General features: G+C 30.5%; 42 protein-coding genes. 23 read left to right on the top strand and 19 right to left on the bottom strand.

Features of this window, described 5'->3' with window-relative positions:
- Positions 1 to 288 precede the first annotated feature (288 nt).
- Positions 289 to 1,632, bottom strand: coding sequence for a sodium-dependent transporter (locus tag A9601_RS15215; protein ID WP_011818723.1), 1,344 nt, complete (start codon positions 1,630 to 1,632; stop codon positions 289 to 291).
- A 134-nt stretch (positions 1,633 to 1,766) separates the two neighbouring features.
- On the opposite strand from A9601_RS15215, the gene A9601_RS15210 reads away from it, so the two are divergent.
- The 4 genes from A9601_RS15210 (at position 1,767) to A9601_RS15195 (ending at position 4,467) form a co-directional block, all read left to right on the top strand.
- Positions 1,767 to 2,048: a DUF3764 family protein gene (locus tag A9601_RS15210; RefSeq protein ID WP_011818722.1), complete on the top strand. Its 282-nt coding sequence runs from the start codon at positions 1,767 to 1,769 to the stop codon at positions 2,046 to 2,048.
- Positions 2,049 to 2,063: 15 nt separating this feature from the next.
- Complete coding sequence (locus A9601_RS15205) at positions 2,064 to 2,363, top strand: hypothetical protein (RefSeq protein ID WP_011818721.1); 300 nt, start codon at positions 2,064 to 2,066, stop codon at positions 2,361 to 2,363.
- Positions 2,364 to 2,443: 80 nt separating this feature from the next.
- Entirely contained in the window at positions 2,444 to 2,800 is a 357-nt protein-coding gene (locus A9601_RS15200; protein WP_187146051.1) for a hypothetical protein, read from the top strand.
- A gap of 362 nt (positions 2,801 to 3,162) precedes the next feature.
- The gene (locus A9601_RS15195; RefSeq protein WP_011818717.1) at positions 3,163 to 4,467 is read left to right on the top strand and encodes an NRAMP family divalent metal transporter; all 1,305 of its coding nucleotides are present in this window, start codon (positions 3,163 to 3,165) and stop codon (positions 4,465 to 4,467) included.
- A gap of 223 nt (positions 4,468 to 4,690) precedes the next feature.
- On the opposite strand, the gene A9601_RS15190 is transcribed toward A9601_RS15195, so the two are convergent.
- Complete coding sequence (locus A9601_RS15190) at positions 4,691 to 4,888, bottom strand: hypothetical protein (protein ID WP_011818716.1); 198 nt, start codon at positions 4,886 to 4,888, stop codon at positions 4,691 to 4,693.
- Positions 4,889 to 4,967: 79 nt separating this feature from the next.
- On the opposite strand from A9601_RS15190, the gene A9601_RS15185 reads away from it, so the two are divergent.
- The 7 genes from A9601_RS15185 (at position 4,968) to A9601_RS15160 (ending at position 7,818) form a co-directional block, all read left to right on the top strand.
- A complete protein-coding gene (locus A9601_RS15185; RefSeq protein WP_011818715.1) occupies positions 4,968 to 5,198 on the top strand; it encodes a hypothetical protein in 231 nt (76 codons plus the stop codon).
- Positions 5,174 to 5,416, top strand: coding sequence for a DUF2839 family protein (locus tag A9601_RS15180; protein WP_011818714.1), 243 nt, complete (start codon positions 5,174 to 5,176; stop codon positions 5,414 to 5,416). The genes A9601_RS15185 and A9601_RS15180 overlap by 25 nt, the downstream gene beginning before the upstream one ends.
- 177 nt (positions 5,417 to 5,593) lie before the next feature.
- Complete coding sequence (locus A9601_RS18950) at positions 5,594 to 5,728, top strand: hypothetical protein (protein WP_011818713.1); 135 nt, start codon at positions 5,594 to 5,596, stop codon at positions 5,726 to 5,728.
- 366 nt (positions 5,729 to 6,094) lie between these two features.
- Positions 6,095 to 6,370, top strand: coding sequence for a hypothetical protein (locus A9601_RS15175; protein WP_011818711.1), 276 nt, complete (start codon positions 6,095 to 6,097; stop codon positions 6,368 to 6,370).
- Between the two features lie 189 nt (positions 6,371 to 6,559).
- Complete coding sequence (locus A9601_RS18720) at positions 6,560 to 6,730, top strand: hypothetical protein (protein ID WP_011818710.1); 171 nt, start codon at positions 6,560 to 6,562, stop codon at positions 6,728 to 6,730.
- A 192-nt stretch (positions 6,731 to 6,922) separates the two neighbouring features.
- Positions 6,923 to 7,213 carry a hypothetical protein gene (locus A9601_RS15170; RefSeq protein WP_011818709.1) on the top strand — a complete coding sequence of 97 codons (291 nt, stop codon included), beginning with the start codon at positions 6,923 to 6,925 and terminating at the stop codon, positions 7,211 to 7,213.
- A gap of 407 nt (positions 7,214 to 7,620) precedes the next feature.
- The gene (locus A9601_RS15160; protein WP_011818707.1) at positions 7,621 to 7,818 is read left to right on the top strand and encodes a DUF2839 family protein; all 198 of its coding nucleotides are present in this window, start codon (positions 7,621 to 7,623) and stop codon (positions 7,816 to 7,818) included.
- Positions 7,819 to 7,846: 28 nt separating this feature from the next.
- Here A9601_RS15160 and A9601_RS15155 read toward each other — a convergent pair whose 3' ends face one another.
- The 7 genes from A9601_RS15155 to A9601_RS15125 all read right to left on the bottom strand — a co-directional run bounded on the left by A9601_RS15155 (position 7,847) and on the right by A9601_RS15125 (position 11,066).
- Positions 7,847 to 8,107 carry a hypothetical protein gene (locus A9601_RS15155; RefSeq protein WP_011818706.1) on the bottom strand — a complete coding sequence of 87 codons (261 nt, stop codon included), beginning with the start codon at positions 8,105 to 8,107 and terminating at the stop codon, positions 7,847 to 7,849.
- A complete protein-coding gene (locus tag A9601_RS15150) occupies positions 8,108 to 8,245 on the bottom strand; it encodes a DUF3721 domain-containing protein (protein ID WP_011818705.1) in 138 nt (45 codons plus the stop codon).
- A gap of 105 nt (positions 8,246 to 8,350) precedes the next feature.
- The gene (locus A9601_RS15145) at positions 8,351 to 8,869 is read right to left on the bottom strand and encodes a DUF411 domain-containing protein (RefSeq protein WP_011818704.1); all 519 of its coding nucleotides are present in this window, start codon (positions 8,867 to 8,869) and stop codon (positions 8,351 to 8,353) included.
- Between the two features lie 61 nt (positions 8,870 to 8,930).
- Positions 8,931 to 9,383, bottom strand: coding sequence for a MauE/DoxX family redox-associated membrane protein (locus A9601_RS15140; RefSeq protein ID WP_011818703.1), 453 nt, complete (start codon positions 9,381 to 9,383; stop codon positions 8,931 to 8,933).
- Between the two features lie 2 nt (positions 9,384 to 9,385).
- The gene (locus tag A9601_RS15135) at positions 9,386 to 9,616 is read right to left on the bottom strand and encodes a hypothetical protein (RefSeq protein WP_011818702.1); all 231 of its coding nucleotides are present in this window, start codon (positions 9,614 to 9,616) and stop codon (positions 9,386 to 9,388) included.
- A 112-nt stretch (positions 9,617 to 9,728) separates the two neighbouring features.
- Positions 9,729 to 9,872, bottom strand: a complete 144-nt coding sequence (locus A9601_RS18715; RefSeq protein WP_011818700.1) for a hypothetical protein — start codon at positions 9,870 to 9,872, stop codon at positions 9,729 to 9,731.
- Positions 9,873 to 10,802: 930 nt separating this feature from the next.
- Positions 10,803 to 11,066 (bottom strand): DUF1651 domain-containing protein, encoded by a 264-nt coding sequence (locus A9601_RS15125; protein WP_011818696.1) that lies wholly within the window; start codon positions 11,064 to 11,066, stop codon positions 10,803 to 10,805.
- A 294-nt stretch (positions 11,067 to 11,360) separates the two neighbouring features.
- Between A9601_RS15125 and A9601_RS15120 the strand changes: the two genes are divergently transcribed.
- Together A9601_RS15120 and A9601_RS15115 are read left to right on the top strand one after the other, a co-directional pair.
- On the top strand, positions 11,361 to 11,672 hold the full coding sequence (locus A9601_RS15120) for a DUF3303 domain-containing protein (protein WP_011818695.1): 312 nt from the start codon (positions 11,361 to 11,363) through the stop codon (positions 11,670 to 11,672).
- Positions 11,673 to 11,733: 61 nt separating this feature from the next.
- Positions 11,734 to 11,901 carry a hypothetical protein gene (locus tag A9601_RS15115; RefSeq protein ID WP_041484546.1) on the top strand — a complete coding sequence of 56 codons (168 nt, stop codon included), beginning with the start codon at positions 11,734 to 11,736 and terminating at the stop codon, positions 11,899 to 11,901.
- A 67-nt stretch (positions 11,902 to 11,968) separates the two neighbouring features.
- Here the strand turns inward: A9601_RS15115 and A9601_RS18710 are convergent, their stop codons facing one another.
- From A9601_RS18710 to A9601_RS18705, 3 genes are all read right to left on the bottom strand, one after another.
- On the bottom strand, positions 11,969 to 12,133 hold the full coding sequence (locus A9601_RS18710) for a hypothetical protein (RefSeq protein WP_167315826.1): 165 nt from the start codon (positions 12,131 to 12,133) through the stop codon (positions 11,969 to 11,971).
- Positions 12,134 to 12,144: 11 nt separating this feature from the next.
- The gene (locus tag A9601_RS18355; RefSeq protein ID WP_025891023.1) at positions 12,145 to 12,330 is read right to left on the bottom strand and encodes a hypothetical protein; all 186 of its coding nucleotides are present in this window, start codon (positions 12,328 to 12,330) and stop codon (positions 12,145 to 12,147) included.
- 248 nt (positions 12,331 to 12,578) lie between these two features.
- Positions 12,579 to 12,725: a hypothetical protein gene (locus tag A9601_RS18705; protein WP_011818692.1), complete on the bottom strand. Its 147-nt coding sequence runs from the start codon at positions 12,723 to 12,725 to the stop codon at positions 12,579 to 12,581.
- A gap of 189 nt (positions 12,726 to 12,914) precedes the next feature.
- On the opposite strand from A9601_RS18705, the gene A9601_RS15110 reads away from it, so the two are divergent.
- The 3 genes from A9601_RS15110 to rluF all read left to right on the top strand — a co-directional run bounded on the left by A9601_RS15110 (position 12,915) and on the right by rluF (position 14,704).
- Positions 12,915 to 13,553, top strand: coding sequence for an SOS response-associated peptidase (locus A9601_RS15110; protein WP_011818691.1), 639 nt, complete (start codon positions 12,915 to 12,917; stop codon positions 13,551 to 13,553).
- Between the two features lie 32 nt (positions 13,554 to 13,585).
- Positions 13,586 to 13,831: a DUF1651 domain-containing protein gene (locus A9601_RS15105; protein WP_011818690.1), complete on the top strand. Its 246-nt coding sequence runs from the start codon at positions 13,586 to 13,588 to the stop codon at positions 13,829 to 13,831.
- Positions 13,832 to 13,981: 150 nt separating this feature from the next.
- Positions 13,982 to 14,704, top strand: coding sequence for a 23S rRNA pseudouridine(2604) synthase RluF (gene rluF, locus A9601_RS15100; RefSeq protein ID WP_011818689.1), 723 nt, complete (start codon positions 13,982 to 13,984; stop codon positions 14,702 to 14,704).
- 190 nt (positions 14,705 to 14,894) lie between these two features.
- Here rluF and A9601_RS18900 read toward each other — a convergent pair whose 3' ends face one another.
- From A9601_RS18900 to A9601_RS18700, 3 genes are all read right to left on the bottom strand, one after another.
- The gene (locus A9601_RS18900) at positions 14,895 to 15,008 is read right to left on the bottom strand and encodes a DUF1651 domain-containing protein (protein ID WP_225866275.1); all 114 of its coding nucleotides are present in this window, start codon (positions 15,006 to 15,008) and stop codon (positions 14,895 to 14,897) included.
- Positions 15,009 to 15,140: 132 nt separating this feature from the next.
- Entirely contained in the window at positions 15,141 to 15,368 is a 228-nt protein-coding gene (locus tag A9601_RS15090; protein WP_041484545.1) for a hypothetical protein, read from the bottom strand.
- Positions 15,369 to 15,623, bottom strand: a complete 255-nt coding sequence (locus tag A9601_RS18700; RefSeq protein WP_011818688.1) for a high light inducible protein — start codon at positions 15,621 to 15,623, stop codon at positions 15,369 to 15,371.
- Between the two features lie 301 nt (positions 15,624 to 15,924).
- Between A9601_RS18700 and A9601_RS15080 the strand changes: the two genes are divergently transcribed.
- Entirely contained in the window at positions 15,925 to 17,679 is a 1,755-nt protein-coding gene (locus A9601_RS15080; RefSeq protein ID WP_011818687.1) for an FAD-dependent oxidoreductase, read from the top strand.
- Positions 17,680 to 18,013: 334 nt separating this feature from the next.
- Entirely contained in the window at positions 18,014 to 18,286 is a 273-nt protein-coding gene (locus A9601_RS15075; RefSeq protein ID WP_011818686.1) for a DUF3303 domain-containing protein, read from the top strand.
- A 325-nt stretch (positions 18,287 to 18,611) separates the two neighbouring features.
- Here the strand turns inward: A9601_RS15075 and A9601_RS15070 are convergent, their stop codons facing one another.
- Together A9601_RS15070 and A9601_RS15065 are read right to left on the bottom strand one after the other, a co-directional pair.
- Positions 18,612 to 18,836: a hypothetical protein gene (locus A9601_RS15070; protein WP_011818685.1), complete on the bottom strand. Its 225-nt coding sequence runs from the start codon at positions 18,834 to 18,836 to the stop codon at positions 18,612 to 18,614.
- A gap of 638 nt (positions 18,837 to 19,474) precedes the next feature.
- A complete protein-coding gene (locus tag A9601_RS15065; protein WP_011818684.1) occupies positions 19,475 to 19,840 on the bottom strand; it encodes a hypothetical protein in 366 nt (121 codons plus the stop codon).
- A gap of 228 nt (positions 19,841 to 20,068) precedes the next feature.
- Between A9601_RS15065 and psbF the strand changes: the two genes are divergently transcribed.
- From psbF to A9601_RS15050, 3 genes are all read left to right on the top strand, one after another.
- On the top strand, positions 20,069 to 20,365 hold the full coding sequence (gene psbF, locus A9601_RS15060; RefSeq protein WP_011818683.1) for a cytochrome b559 subunit beta, long form: 297 nt from the start codon (positions 20,069 to 20,071) through the stop codon (positions 20,363 to 20,365).
- Between the two features lie 12 nt (positions 20,366 to 20,377).
- Positions 20,378 to 20,563, top strand: a complete 186-nt coding sequence (locus A9601_RS15055; RefSeq protein ID WP_041484544.1) for a hypothetical protein — start codon at positions 20,378 to 20,380, stop codon at positions 20,561 to 20,563.
- Positions 20,564 to 21,162: 599 nt separating this feature from the next.
- The gene (locus A9601_RS15050) at positions 21,163 to 21,576 is read left to right on the top strand and encodes a hypothetical protein (RefSeq protein ID WP_011818681.1); all 414 of its coding nucleotides are present in this window, start codon (positions 21,163 to 21,165) and stop codon (positions 21,574 to 21,576) included.
- A 438-nt stretch (positions 21,577 to 22,014) separates the two neighbouring features.
- On the opposite strand, the gene psbA is transcribed toward A9601_RS15050, so the two are convergent.
- Positions 22,015 to 23,097, bottom strand: coding sequence for a photosystem II q(b) protein (gene psbA / locus A9601_RS15045; protein WP_002805533.1), 1,083 nt, complete (start codon positions 23,095 to 23,097; stop codon positions 22,015 to 22,017).
- A 324-nt stretch (positions 23,098 to 23,421) separates the two neighbouring features.
- Here psbA and A9601_RS15040 point away from each other — a divergent pair, with 324 nt between their 5' ends.
- Positions 23,422 to 23,556 carry a high light inducible protein gene (locus A9601_RS15040; RefSeq protein ID WP_011376693.1) on the top strand — a complete coding sequence of 45 codons (135 nt, stop codon included), beginning with the start codon at positions 23,422 to 23,424 and terminating at the stop codon, positions 23,554 to 23,556.
- A 576-nt stretch (positions 23,557 to 24,132) separates the two neighbouring features.
- Here A9601_RS15040 and A9601_RS15030 read toward each other — a convergent pair.
- Positions 24,133 to 24,498 (bottom strand): DUF1330 domain-containing protein, encoded by a 366-nt coding sequence (locus tag A9601_RS15030; protein WP_011818679.1) that lies wholly within the window; start codon positions 24,496 to 24,498, stop codon positions 24,133 to 24,135.
- 152 nt (positions 24,499 to 24,650) lie between these two features.
- On the opposite strand from A9601_RS15030, the gene A9601_RS15025 reads away from it, so the two are divergent.
- The gene (locus tag A9601_RS15025; protein ID WP_011818678.1) at positions 24,651 to 25,028 is read left to right on the top strand and encodes a DsrE family protein; all 378 of its coding nucleotides are present in this window, start codon (positions 24,651 to 24,653) and stop codon (positions 25,026 to 25,028) included.
- Positions 25,029 to 25,036: the final 8 nt, after the last annotated feature.

The raw sequence follows: 25,036 nt of genomic DNA, 5'->3' as shown, positions 1-25,036 counted from the left end.
AAGTTAAATTTTAATACTTCATTAAAAAAAGTTCCGCAGTAAAACATTTTCTTGAGAAAAATATTTAGAATTTGGTAATAAAACAAAGCACTTAGTCTTCAAATCAATTTTTTAATTAATAACCATTGCAAATACTTAATTATTGACTAATATTTTTTTGAGTTTGATCAAAAATAATGCGAAAAAGTTAAACTATTTTATCTTTTTTAGACTTGCACCCCTCCCCCTATTTCCGCACTATATCGCAGTAAATTTATTCAATTTTATAAATTATAATTTTATTTATTTTTAACTTACCCAGCCTTTAAGCAAATCAAACACACTAATAAATAGTCCAAAACCAATAATTGGTGGCGCAACCCATCTTGTCATGAATTTCAAATAACGTGTCGTTTTGATTCCAACTTTTGAATCACTAAGTTCTTCATTAAACTTTCCAGGTACTACCCATCCCATAAAGAAAGTAACCAAGAATCCACCAAAGATAAGTAATACACCTCCAAAAATCGAATCAATAGTTCCAAGAATGTTTAAGTTTAATGCAGAAGGAATGCCTGCTAAGAATAAGAAAAGAGTTATCAGCCAAACAGATTTTTCTCTTTTAAAACCAAATTTATCCATTAAAGAGGAAACTGGAACTTCCAATAATGAAACAGAGGAAGTTATTGCTGCAATATAAGCTAATGCGAAAAATGCAACAGCTACAATTCTTCCTGCCGCACCATATGAACCTAAACCTGTTGGAATTGAGATAAATAAAGCACCAACAGTGGATTCAGAAATAGCGTCACTTAAACCGAATGTTAAAACTATTGGGAAAGTTATAAATCCAGCCATTAGTCCAACCAAAGTATCTAATGATGCAACTCCTACACTTAATTTTGGAAGATTACTTTTTTTATTTAAATAGGATGCGTAGGTAACCATAATTCCAATCCCTAAACTTAATGAAAAAAATGCTTGTGTAAAAGCGTTTCTTATTGTTTGAGGATTTCTCAATTCATTGAAGTCAAACTTAAGTAGAAATGTTTTATATCCTTCCCATGCACCTGAAAGTGAAGTAGCCCAAATAGCAAGAATCACAATAATTATGAAAAGGATTGGCATGAAATATCTAGTAACCTTTTCTATACCTTTTTTTATACCTGATGAAACTATTATTGCTGTAAGTACAAGACTTAATAGGTGGCCCAACAAAACACTGCTGCCACTACTAATCGAGCCAAAGAAGGTTTCTGCTTCAGTTAAATTCTTTGGTAATCCAAAAAATAAAGAATGGAACAAGGTATCTGCAGTCCATCCCATTATCACTGAATAATATGATGCTATTCCTAAAGGAGCTATAAAGAAAAGAATTCCTAATGGATACCAATTCTTCCCTGCCAGCTTTACAGGAGCAAGCAATGTACTTGCCATTGCGTTTCTCCCTAGAGCCATTTCAGCAACAAATACTGGAAGACATACAATTAAAACGATCAATATATATAAAAGTACAAACGCCGCACCTCCACCCTGAGATGCTCTGTAAGCAAAACCCCAAAGGTTGCCTAGACCTACTGCACTACCAGCAGCTGCGAGAATGAATCCTAGCTTACTAGTCCATTGTTCTCTCTGAGAAATTTTTGAGTCCAAAATTAAAATCGTTTTTTATAGTTGATTTATAACTCATAAATGAAAATTAGTTAACACTTTGCTTAATAAAAACTAATTTTTTTAGATTAATTTTTTTGATAAAGATTTAGAATTAAAAAAATTTAATTATTCTTATGACTATTGAAACGACTATTTTAGATTTTCAACTAAGTAATACCTATGAGGAGTATGAATCACATATGAATGCAAAAGAACAGCAGACGATGTTTAAAGAAATGGGAGTTAAAACATTTTATATTGGTAAATCATTAGATGATCCTCAAAGGGCAACTGTAATTTTTCAAGGACCAGAAAATGTTTTATATGATATTTTTATGAATCCTGAAACAAAACCTATAGTTGAAGCTTCAGGACATATTTATGAGGGTACAAAAATAACACGCTGGGTTTCTTAAAAAAATAATTCTTTAATGAATTACCAACTTTTAATTGAATCATATTCATTTGGTTCAGCCCTTACTGAGCAAGAAATAGAACTCTTAAGTCTTGAACTTGAAACTCAAATAATGAACATTAATATATCAACAGAATTTGGATGTTTTAAATCTGCTCCCTCTCATATTTGCGAAAGTCTTAATTTAAAAAAAGATACTTATTGGATAATGTGCCTTGCTGAAATATTAGATTTACATAAGCCCCCACAATTTGGGAAAACGAAAAGTGTGGAGGTTTTCGATTTACTTCTTGAAAGAGGACTTGTTATTGGCTAATTAATTAATTATTTGATTATTAAAAATGAATACTTTTTTTCTTTAGGCTGATAGGATTAATTTTGGTCAGCAAAAAAAAAATGGAAGATTCTGGTGAATTGATATTGGGAAATATTATTAAGCTAACCCGATCAAGTGAAAAGAAATTTAAACTTGGAAATTTTAAAGGAGCTTTAGAAGACAAAATTAAAGCTAATGAGATATTGAAATATAAATCTTGTGATGAAAAAATTATTGAAAAGTATAGAGAAGAATTATCTAATTTGTACTCTTCAAAATTCGATCTTATATTTGATCATAAGCTTAAAATTGATGCAATTAAGAGAAATGAAATAGTACAAATGTTGGAACGTAAAAGTGAGGAAAAATTAAAAAATCATGATTACAGAGGAGCAATAAAAGCATTAAGAAGGGCAGAAAAATACTTATCAAATTAAAAAAAACTACAAAAAATTTTAAGAAGTATTGCTTATTGTGTTTTTTTTAGCTTAATTTAAATTTGAAATAATTAGGCAATAATTTATGCAAAAACAAAATAATAAAAATCTAAAAAATGTTGAAAAAAAAGAATTAGATGTTTTGGATAGGTTTTTGAAGATTTTATGGAGAAAAGAGGTTGAATACAAAATAAATATCTGATAAAAGCATATTTGAGGGAGATATCTTATGAAACTTCGAATAGGATTCTTAATTATACTTTTTATTTTTCACTCATTATCTGTTTTTGGGGTTAAAAAAAGAGTATTAAAAAATAAATTTAGAAGGGCTCAAAAAGTAAATTAAATCATTTGATTAAAATATGAATTTAACAAAAGGAATACAAAAAAGTTTAGGTCCAGGAATTGTCCTAGCTGGAGCGGCAATTGGGGGTTCTCATTTATTATCATCCACTACTGCTGGCGCAAGGTTTGGATTTTCATTAGTTGGCCTAATCCTTCTTACTAATCTTTTGAAATATCCATTCTTGTTGGTTGGGACTAGATTTACGGCATCTACTGGTAAATCATTATTAGAAGGTTTTAAAGAGAGGAATTCTTTATATCTTCCTTTATTTCTAGTAGTTAGTCTAATTACAGGTACTTTCACAATAGCTGCTGTAAGTTTTGTCTCTGGTGTCCTTTTAACTAATATTCCCCTTTTCTCAACTTTTCCAGCTATGGATTTGTCGATAGGAATCCTTATTGTTTCTGGAATGATATTAATTCTTGGTAAATATAAAGCCCTTGATAGAATTTCCAAATTTTTAGTATCTCTACTAACTTTATTAACATTATTTGCAGTTTTATCGCTTTTGTTCAAAGGGTCAATAAATGAGTCCTTAAATATGAGTTTTTTTGAACCAGAAATCAGCCCATGGAAGTTAACAAATTTAGCTTTTTTGATCCCTTTAATGGGATGGATGCCTTGCCCAGTAGAGTTATGTGTTTGGCCTTCTTTATGGATGTTTTCTCGAGCGAAAGATTCAAACTATAAGCCAAATATTAATGAAGCAGAATTTGATTTTAATCTCGGTTATTTAATAACTGTTATTACGGCTATTTTCTTCCTTACTCTTGGCGCAATAACAATGTATGGTACTGGCGATGGAATGCTTTCCGGAAGTGGAGTCTCCTTCGCTCAAAAGTTAATACTCCTTTACACTAAATCCATCGGGAATTGGGCTAAATGGATCATAATACCTGCAGCATTTGCCGCAATGTTTAGTACTACAATTACTTGTCTAGATGCATATCCAAGAAGTATTTCTGCTATTCAAGGTTTATTGAGAGGAACTGATTTTGGACACCTGGATTCCAAAGCAGAGCGCAATAGATTTCAAATTTGGATGATTGTACATATCTTTGCATCATTAATAGCTTTGCTGATTGCAAGGTCAGGAGGTATAGGAGTAAAAGATTTTGTATTTGCTGCAATGACTGGAAGTTTTCTAACCGCCCCTTTATTTGCTTGGATGGCAATGGATACTATAAATAGCAAATTAGTCCCATCTAAAAATAGATATGGATTTTTTCTAAAAACAATAAGTTGGATAGGATTAATTTTTTTAACATTATTTAGTTTATTGTTTATTGCAAATTCATTTTTTGGGCTTGGGATTTATTAATTTGAAAATAATAAATAATTAAAGGGTTGATTTTTCTTCAGAATTCGTTTTTGTAGAAATGTATTAATTTTTGGTACTTATTATGGTTATGCCTCAATCTACTTTAGAGAGCTTATTATTTTTTTTGATACTATCTCTTGTTGCAACTTACATTGTTAATTTAAAGTATTCTTCAAAGTTAAAAATACAAAAGTAGTTTTTTATTTATCTTTTTGAATTTGATTTATTTCTTTGGATCACTCCAAGTTTCTTTGTATAACCAACTCAAAAAAGTAAGAGTAAGTATATTCCCAAATGCATAAGTAATTCCTAATAATGGGTCATAAATATTGGCAATAATCGTCGACATTATAAAGATTATTAACCCTGAAACAACCAAATCCTGAATAGGCAAATGTTTAAAATCTACCGAATTTATCATTTGATAATTGTTTTTAAAAGATTAAATTAATTATAAAACAAACAAGTTACTTATTTTTTTATAAGGCAACACCAAAGATATGAATAAATTTAAAATGGCAAAAATAATTATAGTTTTTTCATCATTATCTTATTTGAGTATTTCTTTTTTAAGAAATTATAATTCTCCAGAAAATATAGAAAAAAGATGTATTCTTAAATTCGAAAAAGATTTTAAAAATAATTTGGAAACATCTCATGAAGAATGGAATCAAATTTTAGATATAGTTGATAACAATTATTTAAAATGTATGGGAATTCCTCAGTATTAATTATGGGTGAGGCAAAGAGAAGAAAAAATTTAGGTATTCCGCCTAGAGAAAAAACTGAAGATATAAAGTTGCCTCAACTTGATAAAAAAGCCATACAACAAAAAGTAAGGACTACATTGTATAAATATCCAATTATCCCTTTTCTTTTTTATGGAGCTGCAATATTGATCCTAATAGGAGGTTTATTTTATGTTTTCAAATCCTTTAATATTGCTTAATTATGATGATTCTTTATTTTGTTGTTTATGATTTTTGGCATCATCAATTAAAAAACTTGAAGGATAATAAATGAACAATTTTTTGTGCAAATATAATTAAATAATTAATATATAAGAATTATTTACGATTGACACCATCATATAGTGTTGTAATTTTGAATTAAATTAAAACTATTTATGAAAAAAATAAATAAAAAATATGCTGAAATTATGCGTCAAGCTGATAAGGCAGTTGGAAGAAAAGAAGTAGTTAGTTTATTAAAAAAAGCTGCGATTATAATGTCTAAATCAGAGGAAAATTTAGCTGCTTAAATGATAAAGCTATCTTATTAGGAAAAATAAAACACAATAAAGAATAATAGATGAGGATGCAGCCATAAAGATAAATGGTAATATCATGCCTGAGTTTAACCATCTTAAAAGTCTAATTTTTTTGTTAATTACTCTTGGCATTTTTCCTTAATCTCTTATTTGCAAATTAACAAGTAAAAAAATTGTGTAAATGATTAATTAATCTTTTTAAATATCATTCTTTAGCTATTTTGGAATTAAATTTTCTAAAGAAAATTATTTTAATTGCATCAGGATTTTTTATATTTAGAGATATTTTTAGGTAATTAATACCTTGTATTCTTCAAATTTCTTATGCAAGATTTAGAAACATTAGATTTCTAAATAATGATTAAAAATTTAAAAGATGGCCCTGAAGAATTTAAAGATTATGATTCAGAACTGTTACTTAAAATTATAAATAAGACATCACTGGAAAATGAAAAAGGTGATGATAAAGAACTATTTGTAGATGAAAATTGGAAAATTAGTTCAAAAAATATGAGTAAAATAATTCCTTCAGATAATTCAAATTTGAAAAGAATATTATCAGATATTTTCCCAAATAAAAAAATAGTGATTCAGGATAATAATGATGGGTCGCAAACAATTTTCTTATACTAATTTAGGAAATATTAAAACCTTATTTATACTATCTATTCAATATTTATTTTTTTGAGAAAAATTTAGTAAAAATTACTCTCGCGAAATTTTTTTAAAGATGTTAATGTTCACTAACGTTCATCCAAGTTTATATCTCTGGACGCATGAAATGGGAGTAGGGAACGGGATTCTCATTAACTGCAAAAGACCATGAATAACCTCTTACAAATAAGAGAAAAAATCAAAAGAGCCAATAGGCTATATGAAGCCCAACTTTTGGCTACTAAAAGTGGAGAAGTTACTCCATACAGAAGATCCGTCTTTGAAGAAAGGAGCAAGGAAACACAAAAAGAAATGAAATTGAAAGACTCAAAAAATTAAATTCTTTTTTGAAACTGATCAATTAAGAGGGGGGTTTATCCCTCTCTTTTTTTATTTTTATAAAAACAACGTAACTATTAATTTATTTTTCCGATTATCGATTATTAAAAAGAACATAATTTTGATGCTTTTACAGTTGATTTAAATTATATAAATGGCAAATTTAATTCAGTAATTAAGAGGTAAATAAATATGTTTAAAAAGAAAAATAAACAAATTAAAACCTCACCCAATAAATCAAATTTAGATCAAGTTTTATGGTTTATAGAAAATTATTTGCCCCAAAAGAAAGATCGAGGTGTTAGAAAAAAATTGTATATGGATAATCTAGAAGCAGAGACTATTAAGATATTTTCTAAATTAGCCTCTACACATACTAAAAAATTATTACCAACTACAAAAAATACAACAATCTCTTTTACCTTTGGTAATTGGGCCTTGCCTTACTTGAAATTGCTCAAGAAAATAGGATTAGCTAAGTAAGAAAATTGTAATCGGCTATAACTACATTTATCCCGCAAATAAAAATAAATAAAGATTAAAAAGTCTCAGAAAGTTCTTTTTGAAATTTAAGGAGGAATACTTACTTTACATAAAAAATACAATTGCTAAGTTAAAAATAAGAGATCTATTGATTATGTTTCTAAATTATCTGCCTAGTGAGATGGTTGAAGTTGTTGGTTTGACAATGATTTTTTCATTTCTAGTTGGAACTATATTAATTTTGTTATTTACATCAGATCAGGCAAATACAAAGAATCTATATTTAAAGAAGGCTAAATAAAATTTAAATAATTTGTTTATCTATAAAGGACCTCTGTTCTTAATAAAGTTAACTCGCAGGTGTGGTACATAATTTTTAATATTGATACATAAACAAATTTAAGATTATGGGCGAAGCTAAAAGAAGAAAAGAAATAGGATTGCCACCTAGGCAAAAAAATGAATTAAATAAATCTGATAGATATTTTTCATGGCTTCCAATTACTAAATCAAGAATTAAGAAATACCCCTATATGGGTGTAGCAACAATGGCACTAGGAGCGATAATTTTCTTAGTAAGTGGGGGCGCAAATAGTATTAATTAGTAAGATTTTGGCTTAACTGAGAATATATCTAAGATTTTTTTTGTAATAGTTTAATGCCAGATATTATTGAGATTATTGAAGCCATACCAAGAAATATCGAGTAAAAAGGTTGCAAATTAATAATGCCAAAATTACCTGTATGCCATTTTATTAACCAAAAAGAATCTATTCCAAGTGGTTGAAGAATACTATAAATAGTCCCAGATACAATAGTAATTAGCAAAGGGATTGCTGAAATTGCGGTTATTTTCCTGTGAATTTTTCTTTGATTTGTTTTTAATTTTTTCATCTATTTCCTCAAATAGATATGTAATTCTTTTTCGTTTTTGCATGGCATCCATTTATCTTTATTCTTATGTATTCCTTTGCAACCAAGTTCTAAAGATCTATTTTCGGCGTCCTCTTCAGAAAGAAATGTACCACGCATATGTGCATGCAAATAACTGTTGAAATTTAGAAATAAGGTAAATAAAAAAATAAAAAATTTAAAATTTCTAAGAAAAATATACATTATTTCAAAAAAGTATTTTTATTAAGGAGAGATTTTATCAAATATTTTTGTTTTGCCAGTTTTACTAAATGAAACTACTTTGTAGTTCTCATAATCATGAGAGTGCGAATCGTGAGAATGCATTTCCATCCCTGGAGAGCCAAGTGGCATGCCCGGAACTGCTATCCCATTGATATTTGGTTTTTCTCTAAAAAGTTTGTTGATTGATTCAATCGGGACATGTCCTTCAATCATATAGTTAGCTATTTGAGCAGAGTGACATGATCTCAGATTATTGGGAATTTGATATTGGTTTTTAATTACTGAAACATCCTCAACTATATTATCAACAACTTCTAATCCATTAGCTCTTAAATGATTGATCCATTTTTTGCAACAACCACATGATGCTGATCTGTAAGAAACAACTTTTGGGATATCTATATTTTCTTGAGTTAAAGCAATACTCTTATATGGATTAATTATATTTGTAAAAAGAATTCCAGAAAAAATTAGATAATTTAAAAATCCTCTTTTAATAAATATTTTATTAAGTGCCATACTAATTACGACGATTAAATTTAATATTTAAATTAACCATAAATGAAAATTTATTAAATCGCTATTTAATAAAAATTAAGACACTCATAATTGCCATTAAAAGATTTTCGATAAAACTAATAATTCCCAAAGGAGTTTTTGCATATCCACCAATACATGCACAATTTAATTTTAATTTATCCAAATAAACAGCCTTAAATACCGAAATCATGCCAGAAATTCCTAAAATTAGAGCAATAAAAATAATTAAAGAGGGTGGAGAAGAATTAAGAAAACTTATTCCAATTAATAATTCGCAAAAAGGATAAATATATATCCAGCCATCAAATTTAGAAGATATTAAATCATATTTCTTATAACTTGTTCCAAAAGCTTCAATATCCATAAGCTTGAGCATAGCTAAAAGGCAAATTGATATCCCCATAAAAATTTGGAAACTTTTAAGCAATGAAATGGTTATCAGAAATGAAGTACCAAAGACTGCAATTAACGGGGGAAATGACTTAATCTTCATTTTTAACTTTTAAGGATGGAGTCACAAATACTAGATGGATTTGCTTGTTTAACTATTTTTAGTCTTTTGATAAGTTTGTCTCGATCTATTTGATGTTTTAAATAATTAATACATAAATTTTTTTCCTGATATACCTCTGCTATTGGAGCAATCTTTAAAGCAATGGCAAAAGTACCAATAACTAAAAGAATGTTTGTGGCTAGTCGAATGTTTTGTCGAAAATTAGATCTCATTCGTATTCTTTATTTCTGTCAATAACTTCCCTTAAATATATATCTTTTAGCTCATCATTGTATCCATTTTCATCTGCAAATTTCTCTAATTTTTTCAACTCTTTTTCTGTCATTAAGCAGATTTGGATATATTGTTTTTCATATCTTCAATTTGGTTGATTAATTCATCTAACCATTCTGTATTATTTTCTGATCTTTTCTGAAAATATGTAATTTTAGGTTGATTGATTTCTAGTGTCTCATAATCTCCACTCATAAATTCCCCCTAAATTTATACTCTGCATAATTTATCTAGAGAAATTATGCCCATCAATAGGTTCTATTACTTAAAAGACATTTCCCATGTGTAACAAGTCGCTTTTTTAATATTATAAATATCAAGGAATTTATCTCTAAAATATATGGCAACTAATGAAGAACTAGAAAAAAGAATTGAAACTTTAGAAAAAGAAGTAAAACATCTAAAAGCTGTTCTGCAATATCAAATGAGAAATAAGAAAAAGTGATTCTTATTGTATAGCAATTACTTTTGGTCAGATAAGTATTTTCTTTTTGTCGTTTTAGGTACCTAATAAAAAAGCTAAATATTAAAATTAGTCCATAATAAATTCCTTTTTGAAAAAATAACTTTAGTCATTGATATTTAGAACATATTTGTTTTTATATATATAAAACTAATTGATATGATTAACTCAATAGCTTTTACATTGTTATTATTAGGCTCTTTAGTCGCTTACAAAAGACTCAAAAGAAAGAAACGGCAATTTCACGCACCACCTACAAATCAGCTTCCTAGTTGAAGATTAAATTCCGTCTTCGTCTTCTCCAAAAGGATTGTATCTAATATCCCAGATAAGAACTACTGCTATAGATAAAAGCAATAGACCAAAAATAACTTGAGGTGGTGGGAATAACATCAATGAAATTTAAAATTGTTAATAAGCTTTGCTTATGAAAATTTTAAAGGATAATCAATATTGTTTGGTTCTAAATGTTTTACATAACATGCTGTTGTGCAATCTACTCCCTCACTATTGATGCTACAAGAAGTTATACATTCAAAAAAACTTTCCAAAGCATCGGAATCTTTGATATTTGAATAAATTTCATTTTTCATGTTCAATCTTCCATCCTGAAGCTTATCTAGCAATTAATTTTTAATAATGTCAAATTTTAGGTAAAGTACCTATCCACCATTTTTTTTAAAAAAACTATTGAATCTATAAGTTTTTTCCCACCCTTGCTCTAAAAGTTTTTTATATTCGTTTCTCGCTTCTTCGATAGATTCAACCCTAGAGCCTTTCATAACTGGCTTACTTGATCGCTTAAAAACGCAACCATAAGAGATTAAAATTGCATTTACCATATAAGAGTTCTTAGAACTATCTTCAAAAGGTTCAAATACTTTAATCCTCGATCTGGCTTTATTGATTAAAGTAAATTTTTCCATAAAAAAAGGGCGTTAGCTTCGCCCCAATCAAAAAGCGGGATAATCCCCATCACCCAGCCTTTTCAAAATCTTAGCACTACATATGGTGTTTGTAAGTATTTAAAATTACCTATTGATGGGGTTGTTTGTTTCTATTTAATTTGTCATTATAGGAGTCCCCATCACCTAGGCTCGTAAGAGTCTTTTTTTTTGCTGTTTTCCCTTTTAAGCTTAAACCCTTTTTGATTAGTGTTTAAAGACTTTTTATTTAATTTTTAAATTCGATAATTAATAATTAAAAAAATAATTTTATTCATGCAAACTTACATCGTACACTGGCAATTTCCAGATCAAGAAAGTCATATGCAAGGGGCTGAAGCTTTTGCGGGTTTTGTTGAAGGAGGGTGCGAAGGTGATGAATTTGATGGGTTTAAAGTTCTTAATCGAGTAGTAAATCCTGAGGGGGCTAATGGTTGGGCAATAGTTGAATCTTCAAACCATCAGAACATTTGGAAATGGAGCAGTATCTGGGTCGATAATTTTGGCGTAGAAATTGAAGTTACACCAGTTCTAACGGATAAAGAATTTCTTTCCGTCCATAAAGAAATTGCAGCAGCTTCTAACTAATAGTTAATTTTTTTGATGTTTGACATTTGATCTAAAAATAAAATGATATTTGCTATTTTTTATGGGAAAGTTTTCTTCTGAAGAAATTGAAAGTCAATTCAATTTAATAAAAATGCTTTTAGCCGAACCTGATAAGTATAGAGATGCAATTAATGCAATAAAAAAAGATATTGCATATATGCCTATAGAGCTTAAAAAAAAACTTGAGGAAGAAAATATTATTTTATGAATGAATCGCAAATGGCATTCATCATAATCGTTAATTTTAAAAATTAGTAAATAGCCAATCTCGTAAACTAACCGAGAGAGTCTAAATCTCTACGACGGTGAACTGTATTTGCATAATCTTGTGGAACTTTCTGTTCTCTCATTAAATCTGCAATGGTTGGATAATCTTTTACATTATCAAGATCTCTTGCATTTTTATCTTGAATTGCGAATGGTGATCTTTTTAAATTCATAATTATTTTCCTCAAAATTTTTGTTGGATTCTGATTACAGATCCTGGATTGTCATGTACGTAAGTGTTGAATTCTCTCGCAAGCATTAGGCAATCGTATGCATCGCGCGCGTAGAAGCCAACTTCATGTGTCTTATTTGTTGAATCTTTGTAACTCAACACATATTTATTACAAGACTTTATTGGTGTTGAAGGCATTTAATTTATCTTCGTTACTAATAATTTCTAACTAGACATGCTTATCAATCGACTAATAAAAATGTACGGTTTAAGGCACAAACATATACGGATAGAGGACCAACAACTTAACTTAAAAATAAATATAATAATCAAGTAAATTCCGCAAAGAAAGACAATATTTCTGTTACTCCTATAAAACTATTTTCAGTGATGGCCTGTTTTGCAATAAACTTTTTGTAAATAATAAGTTTTAATAAGCAAATCGACTATCTTGCTAAAAAAGTTTGTTCGAGATTATAAATATATTTTTCTCCATCATCATCACCATCATCATCATCATGGAAGGAAGAGATTAATACATAAATTCCTCCAAGTCCCAATAACATAGATAAATAAAGAATAGGATCTGTCATGATTTAAGTTTGAAACATTCAAATTAAATTTGAGGAAGCTTTTCAATATCTATATTTTCTTTTAATTATTTGGATAAAAAACTTTCTACGAACAAAAAATTGTTTTTTATTTGAGAAGACTTAAAGTATATCTAAAATAAGGTAAATTTACTGTTTTTTTAGTGAGTTTTAAAAATATTTTAAAAATCAATGTGCGGAAGATTTGAGCTGAAAACTAAATTTGAGAAGTTGCCAAAGGTTTTGAAACAAGACTATCCAAGTGGACTTGATTCTAAATATGATACTCAAAGTCTAATAAGACCTAATGATCCTGTTCTTGTAATTAAAAACGAAGGAAGAATTAAAACTACTTTTATGACATGGGGTTTTATTTCTCCTTGGGCTAGAGAACCATTTGATAAAGATAGACCAAGGCCATTTAATGCAAGATCAGAAACCGTAGAAGAAAAAAAATTATTTAGTGGAAGTTGGAAACATAAAAGGTGCCTAATACCTGCGAGCGGTTTTTTTGAAAAAAAATATCGTGTTCGAAAATCGAACTATGAGACTTTTTGGTTGGGTGGAATTTGGAGTAAGTGGACTTCACCAGATGGAGCAGAACTTGAGAGTTGCTGCGTTTTAACAACTGAACCAAATGATTTAATTAAACCTTTACATCACCGCATGCCTGTGATCGTCCCTAATGGATATGAAGAACAATGGACAGAGCAAGTTAAAGACGCAGATGAACTAAGAGGATTATTTGCAATCATGATGAGTTGGTCCCCTGATGGTTGGTTAGTAGAGGATGTAAAGAAAAAAGAAACTGATCAAATAAGTTTGTTTTAAATGGAACGCTTACTAATTCCACGGTTAGACTTATGGCTAAATCTTATTGGTTAATTAATTCAAATAGGTCAGAAGTTAAAAGATTTATGAAAAACGATAAGAGTATTGATGGAGTTTTTGAGTATATGTTTATAGATACTGGAAAAATAGTGGGGGGATTAGGAAACAAACCACCAGTAATGACAAATACAGTTTCTGTTGAAATAGATTTAGCTAGAGAAATTTATGAAAGATTACTTTCTAAGGGATGGAGGAAAATTGAAAAAAATTGGAATTAAACAGAGAGTTAGATCTGTGTGGAATAAATTACTGATGAAAATAATCTGAAATTCAATAATGAGAATATTAACTAAAAATTGACATCCGATCTAAAATATTATGAGATTATTAAATTATTTTTTTGTGCAGATAAAAATTAAACATCCGAAATGGCTACCAGAATAAATAAATATTTAAGTGAAGTCGGTTATTGTTCCAGAAGAGAAGCAGATAGATTAATCCTAGATGGAAAGGTAACCATTAATGGCAAAATTCCAGAAATTGGAACTAAAGTAGAAGATAGTGACCAAGTTGAAGTTAAAGGTCAAAGAATAGAAAAATCAAAGAGACAAAAAAACATATACTTAGCCTTTAATAAACCTGTAGGAATTGTTTGCACAACAGATAGAAAAGTAGAACCGGATAATGTAATAGATTTCATTAAATATCCTAAAAGAATTTTTCCCATCGGAAGATTGGATAAGCTCAGTGAGGGATTGATTTTTTTAACCAATGATGGAGATATCGTAAATAAAATTCTTAGAGCAAGAAATAATCATGAAAAAGAATACATTGTAAAAGTTAATCGTCCTATTAATAACGATTTTATTCAAAGCATGAGTAATGGAGTTGAAATATTAGGCACAATAACTAAAAATTGTTTCGTAAAACAATTGGGGCCAAGAAATTTTAAAATAATTCTCACACAGGGACTTAATCGCCAGATTAGAAGAATGTGTGAGGCTTTAGGATATAGAGTACAGTCATTAAAGCGTATAAGAATTATGAATATTAAGTTAGATGTGCCAACGGGAGAATATAGAGAACTTAGAAAAGAAGAACTCTTAGAATTAAATGAATTACTTGAAAACTCCTCTAAAACAAATGAGTAATCAAAAACCAATAAAAGTAATTGGGAGTTAAAGTTAATTGGCTGGCAAAAATCCAAGATTTATACGTTTCGACTTTGGAAGAAATAATTTAAATAGTATGAAACGCTTTCTACTTGCACCCCTATTAATTCCTAATTGAGTATTGTTTGACCACTTATTAAGAATTAGCAGCCTGAGATCTCTTTTTTATCTAATCTTCCTTATCTCTTCTCCAACCCTGAGCAGCTATTTTTTCCCAATATTCTCTAGCTGTATCTTTCTTTAATTCTTCTCTGGTTGGCATGAGAGGTGGCTCTTTCCCTATATAGAAGTAACCTTCCCAGAATCAATAAATATATATTTAAAAAAACTGATCTTTATTAGTTGCATTTTCGATAAAACTCTTTAGTCTTGAATCATTTGAATTAACCAATCAAAAAGACCTAGTCGTTTTTCTTTAAGGATAAAAGTCTACATCCCAACGCATCAGGCAATAACTTAATGGGTTATATCCATTACAATTCAAGAATTTGAATATTTTTACAGCGAAATGGTGGAAATTAGCATCATTGAAAAATGCCCAACCAAAATAAATAGCAAATGTAGTTACAACAAATGCAGCATACTGAAGCCAATGTGTTCCAGACTTATCTAAACCATTGTTGTCAAAATTAGAATTACTCATTTAAAGGATAGGATAAGCTATCCATCCAAATAAGGTGTAGTTAATAATGACAGCCATGAAACCTATCATTGCTAGCCTTCCATTTGTTCTTTCGGCAATATACCAATAGGTATTTGGCCATTCAAAATCATTCCCCATATTAGATTTTTGATCTTTTGAAATTGGGTCAACTTTGGGAGAATTGTCTTGATCAAGATAATAATTACTATCAGGATAAAAGCTTTCGCTTGAGAAGTTGTCTTTAAATTTATTCATCTTATTAGAAAATCAATTTAGACATATCTTAAAAAATAAAAAAGCTAAATAGGTTAAAAAGGGATTGCATCAACCAATTTTTTTTCAGCCCATTGGATAGAAACAAATCCACCAAGCACTTTCAAAGTGCCGTACACCCCATTAGCATTACTAGGTTTTTAAGCTATAGCTAATTTCTTACTTGATTTTGCGTGATATGTCCCGACAATTTTAGAAACATTTGACCACATTTAAAATAATGAAATTATTTATATCTTTCTAAGGCATAGAGTTAAAATTAAATTATTAAATTTACTTAAAATTGCCTGTTAAAGAACATCTCACTCATATATCAAATGTTCTCGTGATTGGGTGTGGGGGAGCTGGTCTAAGATCTGCTATTGAAATTAAAAAATCTGGTCTCAATGTATGTATCCTAGGGAAAAGACCGAAGACAGATGCTCATACCGTTTTAGCAGCAGGAGGTATTAATGCTGCTTTAGGCAACCTAGATAAAGAAGACACATGGGAACAGCATTTTGTTGATACTTATTTAGAGGGGTATGGTATTGGTGATCCTTTAAAAGTTGAAATAATGGCTAAAGAATCCCCATTTTTAGTAAAAGAAATAGATAAATGGGGGGCTAACTTTGCAAAATTAAAAAATGGTGAACTCGATCAAAGATTTTTTGGTGCACATAAATATCGTAGAACTTGTTATTCAGGTGATTTTACTGGATTATCAATTTTAAAAACTCTCTTAAAAAAATCAGATGATTTAAAGATTCCTATTTATGACAATCAATATGTTACTGAATTATTGATTAGGGAAAATACCTGCTTTGGAGCAATGTCGTTTAACTTGTCTACTTCAGAGAGGACTGTGCACTTAGCAGATGCAGTTATTTTATGTACGGGAGGGCATACAAGATTATGGAAAAAAAGTTCATCTAGAAAAAATGAAAATACAGGTGATGGTTATTATTTAAGTCTAAAAGGAGGATGTGAATTAATAGATATGGAAATGGTACAATTCCACCCTTCTGGAATGGTCTTACCCGAGGAAATTGAAGGAACTTTGGTTACTGAAGCTGTAAGAGGTGAGGGTGGAAAGTTACTAAATAATAAAGGTGAAAGATTTATGAAAGAATATGATCCGAAAAGGATGGAATTATCAACAAGAGATAGAGTAGCAATTGCTAACTATACAGAAATAATTGAAGGCAGAGGAACAAAAAATGGGGGTGTTTTTCTTGATATAAGCCATAAAAGTAAAGAGTTTATTGTTGAAAAGCTGCCAAGCATATATAGACAATTTCTTGAAACCCAAATGCTTGATATTTCAAAGTCGCCAATGGAAGTTGCACCAACTGCTCACTATTCTATGGGTGGAATTTTAGTTAATCCAGAGAATTTATCTACTTCTGTAGAAGGTCTTTTTGCCGCTGGTGAAGTTGCAGGAGGACTTCACGGAGCTAATCGATTGGGTGGTAATTCTTTGGCAGAAATTATTATTTTTGGAAGACGTGCGGGCATTGCAGCTTCAAAATATTCAAAAAATAAAGATCATCAAATGAGATCAAATAAAGCCATCGCCATTGCACATGAAAACATTAATAAGTTTATTAAAAATGGTAATGAATTAGTGGGGCCTCTTCAAAATGAATTGCGATTAATAATGTGGAAATATTGTGGGGTTATTAAAAATGAGACATTACTTTTAGAGGGGTTATCAAAAATTGAAAGTATAAAAAGAAAACTCAGTGACGTTGATGTAAGAATCGATCAATATAATTGCGAAGATCTAGCATTGATTTTTGATTTGCAATCTTCTTTGTTGAGTGCAAAAGCGTCAATTGTTTCGGCATTACAAAGAAATGAGAGTAGGGGCGCACATCAAAGAAGTGATTTCCCATTACTAGACCCCTCATTTCAATTTAATTGCGCAGTAAGGTTGGATGATGATAATAATTTAAAAATTTATAAAGTACCTATAAAGGAACTAAATAACCAACAAAAAACAATTGTTGCAAATGCAAAAAGAGAAGAGGATATCAGAAATAAACTGCTTGAGTAATGTGATTATTTAATTCTAAATTAAAGGATTAATTACGTTAATTATAAAAAATTTAAATGAATAAAAAATAAATTCTTAACCACTATTTGACCTCAATTTGAGTGGTCATATTTTGCAATAAAACAGAAAGGCTGGGAAACCTTTCTATGCCTTGGTCTTTAAGAGTCGGAGCGACAGGATTCGAAACTGCGACTTAGTGCTTTACCTTAACTAGGCGGGACATTTGATATTTTTTTTGAAAGTCGATCTACAATAACAGGCAATTAAAACTATTTATTTTCTATAATTGTTTTTTTTGCTAGTAATAGAAAGCCAATAAAACTTAAAAAATAAAATGCTTTATGTTCAGCATTGGTCATTTAAGGCCGGATTTCATCAAAAAGGTGCAGAAAAATTTCTTGGTGGTGGAGGAGATTATCCTGGAGTTGAGATGATTGGAAGATATCATGCACCCGGTTCTTTAGAGGGATGGATAGTTTTAAAGACTGATGATCCAAAAGCAATATATCAACATGCCGCTGAATGGGGTGAATTTCTCAATTGGGAAACCACACCTGTGTTTACTGATGAAGAAGCTGGTCCAATAGTTGCTAAAGTCTACTCATAAATCGATATTGAAAGTTGATTTAAAATAAGGGGCAATTAGCTCCTTTTTTTAATGAACACTCTGATCATCTCAACTTATAGCCGTACATTTGAAGAATTTAAAAATGATCTAACGACATTATTCCTTGAAGAAATGTGCAAAGAGTTTGTAAATGATTATGAGTTTGTAAAGTCAATGAACACAAATCTCATTTATTAATGAATTGTACCGACTAAGAAAAATTAGGTGCTGAGATAGAATCTCCTCTAGAAAAGGAATGGGATAAAAAAATAATTGTAAGGATGCCGTATATTCGATCAAACTTGTTTCGGAAATATAACGTTTACTAATTTTCTATAACACCTGCTACTTTCCTTTCCGCTAGTCGTTTTTTTAGAATTGAATAATTTTGTGAAGCCCATTTTCGAGAAACATCAAATTCAACATCTAAATTCTCTATGAGTAATTTGCCAATTTTAAATACTTCTACAAAGCCTAGATAAATTATTACCAGCAACTTAGTTATGTTTACTGCAACAGTTGCTATCTTTTCAATTTTTTGATCTTGCATCTGAATTTATTAAAGCTCACTAAAATTACCAGTTGAAAGAAATTATGCAAGATTTATGCCTTAAGATACTTTTGCAATTCGGTGAAAACTCAATCGGGGCAACAGGATTCTAACCTTTGACCTAGTGCTCCCAAAGGACTCGATCGGTCAAATGAGATTTCCTTTAATTCCAATTCATGATTTTAATTGTCTACAGATAGTTGAATAATTTTGGGACTAAATATAAAAATATCTTCGTAGATAATATAAGGTTTTTAATGACTCCAGCTACCCCCTATGACCAATTATCCTATTTTGATAAGGCTTGTCCGCAAAATATTAGTTAAGAAAAATTTAACTAGCATTTGATACTAGAGATTGATTTATTTAATCAATAAAAATTTGAGAGCTGGGATATAGTTTTAGGAAATTACGAGAAAAAATTTTGGAATCCTTTGATTACTACGAATACCTAAATTCAATATCATTTCATCCACCTGTAATGATAATAACTACATTAGTATTCTTTTATATAAGAAGAAAATTTTTGTTAGCTGGCAAAAAACATTAGCAATCTATTTAATATTTATATTTTTGACTGAGTCAAAAATTAAATAAACGAAGCAAGTAATGAAAACAATTACGTATATAGATTCCATTTAACTTATTGTTGTTATTGAACTGCTCAATCCATAAGTAAGAAAAATAAAACTAGCAAAAGTAACTCCAATCATTACTGTTGTGTAGAGTTTATTTAGTGTGAAATTATTAGTTGATGAGAAATCTGCCACAACTAAATTTTTCATTGAATATTTGTCTCTACTTTTGAAATTGTTGCTGTTTACCAAACTGCCTAAAATTGGATCTGTTGAAACATTTATTTCTTGATTGATAACAGAATTTAAACCTTTATCTTCATTAAAGAATTTTGGAAACATATAAGTATGCCATAACGCTATTACTGCTACCCAAAAAACCACGCTTACTCCTGCTAACCCAAAAAGTAGAAATCTAAAAGTATCCATATTTTTATACCTGATATTTAATTTAATTTAAATCTACATCAAACTAATATATTTAAATATTTAAATTTAGAAAATATACTTCAATAAAATCAATTAATCATAATTAATTGTGATTAATGATTAAAAATAATGTTATTAAGTGATTTTGTATAAATATAAGTTAATGATTTAATCAATTATTAATTTAAAAAGGGCACAATAATTACCAAATTTATTATTTTTAAAGAAATGGATTTTAGAGTCGTACTAGTTATTACACCAATAGTATTTTCATGGATATTTACAGTATTTTGGTTAGGTAGATGGGATGTATTTAGATTGACGCCACTTGGACTACCAAAAAAGGGAGTAGCACCTTTCAAAAACTATCAAGTATGGGATGATACTGCACTAGTTCCTGCGACTGGCAGACCAGCAGAAGGTTATCCAGTATTTACCGTAAGAACCGCAGCAGTTAATGCCCTAGGCATTCCTACTGTTTTCTTCCTTGGAGCAATATTGGCAATGCAGTTTAAATCTTATTAATAGGAAATTTTGATGGATATTAGATTTTTAATTGTTGGAGCACCATTTTTAATCGCATTTTTTTATACCTTATTTTGGCTAAAAAAATGGGGTGCTTTTAATTCTCCGAATAATAATTTGCCAAAAAATATTTCTCATAAAAATGATTTAATAGAACAAAGTTATATTTTAGAGAATATCTTTTTAACAAAAAATTAATCAAATTTTTCTTACCCCAAATTAATACCTTGTCATGATTCCAATAGAACAGTATTTATTTTTTGCAGTATCTCTTTATGCATTTTTTTATCTTTCAATAACTATAGTCAGTGCATTAATTACCTTTTCCTAAGCAATAATCACATAAAATATTAAACACATATTTGTATAAAATTAATCTTCCTGTATTTTAAAACTCATTATATAAATATATAAGTAGATATTAGGGCAATCTACTAGCCGCTAGCTTTGATAAAGCGGTTCGTAATGAGAACCTCCCTTTGACCTCATTTTCTTTTTCGCAATCTTAGAAAATGAGGTTTAAATATTTTTTTAATAGTCTTGAATATTAAATTTAACTCTTAATAAAAACTCTAAATTATTAAATATTAAACCTTCTTATGTATATTATTTACTTTTTAAAAAAGAGTTTTTTATTTATAAAGAATATGTAGATATTTGGCGAATCTGCAACGGTATAGATTCCGTCTTTATGAACCTAGCCAACGAAAATATTCCTAACTACGTTTTAGTTATTTTAGTAGTTAGGAATATTTTTATTTATTACACCTTTTAAAGTAAATTTTTCTGAAAATCAAATGATCAATAAATCAAGTAAGGAATCTACATTAGAAAAAATTTATAAGAATCTGGAATCTGGAATGCCAGAGAATAAATCTATCAAAGAGTATGCTCTGCCTAATGCGAGACAATGGCTTGGTGGAAGATTCGTTGCTATATGGGTTTTACCTATTTATTTTTTAAGAAAAATTGCAAAGTTTTCTGCTTCCTCTGCATTTATAAAACCATATTCTCCAAATAAAAATGGGCCATCTTATAAGCAACCAGAAACCCTATTTACTTCTTTAAGAAGTGTTTTCAGGGGTGAAGATCATTTAAGATTTTTTGATCATAGATTTATTGGTATTTGGGTATTGCCTATTGCTTTGACTGGAATTGTTTTTGAAATCTTATTAATAGCTCCTACTAATAACACTTCACCTTTCAATTAAGCCTTTTTGACCGCAATCATTGTGGTCATAATATGGGCATTAAAAAAAAGAAAGGCTGAGGAACTTTTCTAGAACTTGGATTGTTAGAGTCGGTGCGAAATGATTCGAACCTGTGACCTAGTGTTTCCAAAGCACTCGATCAGCAAATTGCGACAGCACCCAAGAAAACAAAGTCATGCCATAACTTTAGTTTGAAATATAGGCAGCCATAATGAGTCTCAAGAAATGCTTTAAATAGAGCAAAGTATTGCACAGTTAAGCATTTGATCGCCCAGGGATCGCCCGCTTAAGATCTAGTGTCATAAAGACACTAATAATTCTTTATGCCCTAATCATTCTCACGATTTGGTTCTCAGTAATAAATATGCATACCCAATTGAAAATTAAACAAAAAAAAAGCCCCCAAAAAGGGGGCTTGTAAATTTAAGAACTTTAAGCTTAACCGATAGCTGGAGCTGAAAGAGCTACTGTTGTAGACTCAGCTGCTGCTAGATCAAGTGGGAAGTTGTGAGCGTTACGCTCGTGCATTACTTCCATACCTAGGTTTGCTCTGTTAAGAACGTCACCCCATGTAGGAACAATCTTACCGTTTGCATCAACAACTGACTGGTTGAAGTTGAAACCGTTAAGGTTGAATGCCATTGTGCAGATACCCATTGAAGTTAACCATACACAAACAACTGGGAATACAGCTAGGAAGAAGTGAAGACTTCTGCTGTTGTTGAATGAAGCATATTGGAAGATCAAACGACCGAAGTAGCCATGAGCTGCAACGATGTTATATGTTTCTTCTTCTTGTCCGAACTTGTAACCATAGTTCTGAGACTCTGTCTCAGTTGTTTCTCTGATTAGAGATGAAGTAACAAGTGAACCGTGCATAGCTGAGAATAAAGATCCTCCGAACATACCAGCAACACCAGCCATGTGGAATGGGTGCATAAGAATGTTGTGCTCTGCCTGGAAAACAAACATGAAGTTGAATGTTCCAGAGATACCTAAAGGCATTCCGTCAGAGAATGAACCTTGACCGAATGGGTATACAAGAAATACTGCGAAAGCTGCTGAAACTGGTGCAGAGTATGCAACACAGATCCAAGGACGCATACCTAAACGGTATGAAAGCTCCCACTGTCTTCCCATGTATGCTGAGATACCAATTAGGAAGTGGAAAATTACAAGCTGGTAAGGACCACCGTTGTATAACCACTCATCTACAGTAGCTGCTTCCCAAATTGGGTAGAAGTGTAGACCAATAGCGTTAGATGAAGGAACAACTGCACCTGAGATGATGTTGTTTCCATATAGGAATGAACCAGCAACTGGCTCTCTAATTCCGTCGATGTCTACTGGTGGTGCTGCGATGAATGCAACGATGAAGCAAGCCGCTGCTGTAAGAAGGCATGGAATCATTAAGACGCCGAACCAACCAACATAAATTCTGTTGTTAGTTGATGTTACCCACTCACAAAACTGTGGCCAACCTTTTAACAGCGAAGAACGCTGCTGCTGAATAGTTGTCATGAGTTCGTTATGTTATTGCCTCTATACGAGACGTTTAAGTAAGAACGGATTAAATATTCCGTCCCAGTAAGCATAGTCCAAAAATTCAATAAATGAGCGGAGTAAATCTTATGCCATTGATAAATTATGCTTATTAATTAAATGCATTATTTAAATTTTATTTTTATTGAATAATTGCTCAATTAAAATCGAAATACTTTTAATAAGTTCAACTTATAGAGGGTATGAGGGTAAGTAATTATACTCACACTTGTAATTTTCTTTTACTAGATTCATTTCAAGATTGCATTAGTAAGCGTCTTAGCTAAACAACCAACCAAACAAATGAACGAAACAAAAACAGTTGAGAAGGAAAAAATCGTAGCTGAGAAGCTTAACGGTAGATTTGCGATGATTGGCTTTATTGCACTTATTGGCGCATATCTAACAACAGGACAAATTATTCCAGGATTTGTATAAATGGATTTTATATCTAAAAGACAAGGATATGTACCCCTTAAGTTGGTTCCTTACATATTTTTTGTTGCAGTTGTTTTAAGCATCACAACAACAACTACATTCGTATAGTTTTTTAAAACTTAGATCGTCATGAAAGTCAGCCAGTAGGGGATACAGGCTGACTTTTTTAATGGTTTATGGACTGACTGCTATGAAAGGCAGCAGGGTAGAAACTTTTGAGGCTGCAAGAAAAGAATAAAAACAACTACTAGATGAGGGTTGGGAAAAGACCTCAATTTTTAATTCTTATTTTTAGTTATAGCGGGCGATGCACCATGCAAAGTTATGCAAGGTATAGCAAATGATCGCCCAGAGATCGCCCAGAGGATAATTGAGAATCTTGAGAAGTCAATCGGGGCGACAGGATTCGAACCTGCGACCTAGTGCTCCCAAAGCACTTCCCCACCTATCGCAAGCACTAGCGTTTCGAGCTATATCTGGATTCTTGCGTGGTGTCGCGTTGTTTGTCCTGACTATTTAAGCAACATTTGACCACTTTTTGACCACTTTTTTAGGATAAGTAGCCCTAGCTCTTTTTTATCTATTTCTTTCAACTATTCTAAAATTCATATCTATAGCTCCTTTTCTTAAAGGAATTAATTCTTGATATGGTCCTTCATAACAATCAATTACTGCTTGTTTACTTGGAAATTTCGAAAGCACAGAAAACGGACCATCATAACCCTCTCTAACATCAGTCTCGAAGTCAACTGATAGTGTCTTTGCTCCGCAACCTTTAACAACAACATCATTTACTGCTTCAAAGTATTTACCTGCTTGTTCTGGATTTGTAATCCTGCCAGAAATCATTACGTAACCAGCATTCTTGTCTTTTGGGACTTTATAACCAATTGCAAGCCCAGCAATGCAAGCAATTAAACCCGTTAAAATAGTTTTTTTCATTAATGATTTTGATTTTTATAAATGTTATTCGATTATCTCTAAGTTGGCTGTCATTTTTTTAACTATCAGCAGTGCAGGTAGTAAGCGTTTCATAAAAAACAGCTAATGAATATTGATTTTATTTAGGATATAAAAAAATTGGGGAGGATTAAATGTCTATTATTACCGACAATACAGTTTTAGTACATATTTACAGCGGTTTAGAATCCAAAAATAAAATAACTTTAGGTTTATTGGTTGCCCTTACTGCAGAAAAAAACGATCATAAAGTAACACTTTTTCTTGCAGGAGACGGAGTACAAATATTAAATTGCAAAAAAGCTGGCGAAATAGTTGGTCAAGGTACTGGAGATTTATACGAACATCTTCAAAATTTAAAGAATTCAAAAATTACCATATATGTCTCAGGAATGTCTGCTAAATCTAGGGGTTACGATGAGAAGCTTCTAGATGGATACACTGCAGAGTTTGTTATGCCAGATGTTCTAGTTGAAGAATCAATTAAAGCGGATAGCGTACTTTGCTATTAAAAAAGGAG

It is taken from the genome of Prochlorococcus marinus str. AS9601, from assembly GCF_000015645.1.
Lineage (GTDB): Bacteria > Cyanobacteriota > Cyanobacteriia > PCC-6307 > Cyanobiaceae > Prochlorococcus_A > Prochlorococcus_A marinus_O.
The sequence above is the reverse complement of the archived record's forward strand: the minus strand, read 5'-3'. Positions and strand labels throughout refer to the sequence as shown.

Excerpts from the sequence above, each read along its gene's own strand:
- A9601_RS15210 (WP_011818722.1), top strand. The coding sequence starts at position 1,767 with ATGACTATTGAAACGACTATTTTAGATTTTCAACTAAGTAATACCTAT.
- A9601_RS15205 (WP_011818721.1), top strand. The coding sequence starts at position 2,064 with ATGAATTACCAACTTTTAATTGAATCATATTCATTTGGTTCAGCCCTT.
- A9601_RS15200 (WP_187146051.1), top strand. The coding sequence starts at position 2,444 with ATGGAAGATTCTGGTGAATTGATATTGGGAAATATTATTAAGCTAACC.
- A9601_RS15195 (WP_011818717.1), top strand. The coding sequence starts at position 3,163 with ATGAATTTAACAAAAGGAATACAAAAAAGTTTAGGTCCAGGAATTGTC.
- A9601_RS15190 (WP_011818716.1), bottom strand. The coding sequence starts at position 4,888 with ATGATAAATTCGGTAGATTTTAAACATTTGCCTATTCAGGATTTGGTT.
- A9601_RS15185 (WP_011818715.1), top strand. The coding sequence starts at position 4,968 with ATGAATAAATTTAAAATGGCAAAAATAATTATAGTTTTTTCATCATTA.
- A9601_RS15180 (WP_011818714.1), top strand. The coding sequence starts at position 5,174 with ATGTATGGGAATTCCTCAGTATTAATTATGGGTGAGGCAAAGAGAAGA.
- A9601_RS18950 (WP_011818713.1), top strand. The coding sequence starts at position 5,594 with ATGAAAAAAATAAATAAAAAATATGCTGAAATTATGCGTCAAGCTGAT.
- A9601_RS15175 (WP_011818711.1), top strand. The coding sequence starts at position 6,095 with ATGATTAAAAATTTAAAAGATGGCCCTGAAGAATTTAAAGATTATGAT.
- A9601_RS18720 (WP_011818710.1), top strand. The coding sequence starts at position 6,560 with ATGAATAACCTCTTACAAATAAGAGAAAAAATCAAAAGAGCCAATAGG.
- A9601_RS15170 (WP_011818709.1), top strand. The coding sequence starts at position 6,923 with ATGTTTAAAAAGAAAAATAAACAAATTAAAACCTCACCCAATAAATCA.
- A9601_RS15160 (WP_011818707.1), top strand. The coding sequence starts at position 7,621 with ATGGGCGAAGCTAAAAGAAGAAAAGAAATAGGATTGCCACCTAGGCAA.
- A9601_RS15155 (WP_011818706.1), bottom strand. The coding sequence starts at position 8,107 with ATGAAAAAATTAAAAACAAATCAAAGAAAAATTCACAGGAAAATAACC.
- A9601_RS15150 (WP_011818705.1), bottom strand. The coding sequence starts at position 8,245 with ATGCGTGGTACATTTCTTTCTGAAGAGGACGCCGAAAATAGATCTTTA.
- A9601_RS15145 (WP_011818704.1), bottom strand. The coding sequence starts at position 8,869 with ATGGCACTTAATAAAATATTTATTAAAAGAGGATTTTTAAATTATCTA.
- A9601_RS15140 (WP_011818703.1), bottom strand. The coding sequence starts at position 9,383 with ATGAAGATTAAGTCATTTCCCCCGTTAATTGCAGTCTTTGGTACTTCA.
- A9601_RS15135 (WP_011818702.1), bottom strand. The coding sequence starts at position 9,616 with ATGAGATCTAATTTTCGACAAAACATTCGACTAGCCACAAACATTCTT.
- A9601_RS18715 (WP_011818700.1), bottom strand. The coding sequence starts at position 9,872 with ATGAGTGGAGATTATGAGACACTAGAAATCAATCAACCTAAAATTACA.
- A9601_RS15125 (WP_011818696.1), bottom strand. The coding sequence starts at position 11,066 with ATGGAAAAATTTACTTTAATCAATAAAGCCAGATCGAGGATTAAAGTA.
- A9601_RS15120 (WP_011818695.1), top strand. The coding sequence starts at position 11,361 with ATGCAAACTTACATCGTACACTGGCAATTTCCAGATCAAGAAAGTCAT.
- A9601_RS15115 (WP_041484546.1), top strand. The coding sequence starts at position 11,734 with ATGGGAAAGTTTTCTTCTGAAGAAATTGAAAGTCAATTCAATTTAATA.
- A9601_RS18710 (WP_167315826.1), bottom strand. The coding sequence starts at position 12,133 with ATGAATTTAAAAAGATCACCATTCGCAATTCAAGATAAAAATGCAAGA.
- A9601_RS18355 (WP_025891023.1), bottom strand. The coding sequence starts at position 12,330 with ATGCCTTCAACACCAATAAAGTCTTGTAATAAATATGTGTTGAGTTAC.
- A9601_RS18705 (WP_011818692.1), bottom strand. The coding sequence starts at position 12,725 with ATGACAGATCCTATTCTTTATTTATCTATGTTATTGGGACTTGGAGGA.
- A9601_RS15110 (WP_011818691.1), top strand. The coding sequence starts at position 12,915 with ATGTGCGGAAGATTTGAGCTGAAAACTAAATTTGAGAAGTTGCCAAAG.
- A9601_RS15105 (WP_011818690.1), top strand. The coding sequence starts at position 13,586 with ATGGCTAAATCTTATTGGTTAATTAATTCAAATAGGTCAGAAGTTAAA.
- rluF (WP_011818689.1), top strand. The coding sequence starts at position 13,982 with ATGGCTACCAGAATAAATAAATATTTAAGTGAAGTCGGTTATTGTTCC.
- A9601_RS15090 (WP_041484545.1), bottom strand. The coding sequence starts at position 15,368 with ATGAGTAATTCTAATTTTGACAACAATGGTTTAGATAAGTCTGGAACA.
- A9601_RS18700 (WP_011818688.1), bottom strand. The coding sequence starts at position 15,623 with ATGAATAAATTTAAAGACAACTTCTCAAGCGAAAGCTTTTATCCTGAT.
- A9601_RS15075 (WP_011818686.1), top strand. The coding sequence starts at position 18,014 with ATGCTTTATGTTCAGCATTGGTCATTTAAGGCCGGATTTCATCAAAAA.
- A9601_RS15070 (WP_011818685.1), bottom strand. The coding sequence starts at position 18,836 with ATGCAAGATCAAAAAATTGAAAAGATAGCAACTGTTGCAGTAAACATA.
- A9601_RS15065 (WP_011818684.1), bottom strand. The coding sequence starts at position 19,840 with ATGGATACTTTTAGATTTCTACTTTTTGGGTTAGCAGGAGTAAGCGTG.
- psbF (WP_011818683.1), top strand. The coding sequence starts at position 20,069 with ATGGATTTTAGAGTCGTACTAGTTATTACACCAATAGTATTTTCATGG.
- A9601_RS15055 (WP_041484544.1), top strand. The coding sequence starts at position 20,378 with ATGGATATTAGATTTTTAATTGTTGGAGCACCATTTTTAATCGCATTT.
- A9601_RS15050 (WP_011818681.1), top strand. The coding sequence starts at position 21,163 with ATGATCAATAAATCAAGTAAGGAATCTACATTAGAAAAAATTTATAAG.
- psbA (WP_002805533.1), bottom strand. The coding sequence starts at position 23,097 with ATGACAACTATTCAGCAGCAGCGTTCTTCGCTGTTAAAAGGTTGGCCA.
- A9601_RS15040 (WP_011376693.1), top strand. The coding sequence starts at position 23,422 with ATGAACGAAACAAAAACAGTTGAGAAGGAAAAAATCGTAGCTGAGAAG.
- A9601_RS15030 (WP_011818679.1), bottom strand. The coding sequence starts at position 24,498 with ATGAAAAAAACTATTTTAACGGGTTTAATTGCTTGCATTGCTGGGCTT.
- A9601_RS15025 (WP_011818678.1), top strand. The coding sequence starts at position 24,651 with ATGTCTATTATTACCGACAATACAGTTTTAGTACATATTTACAGCGGT.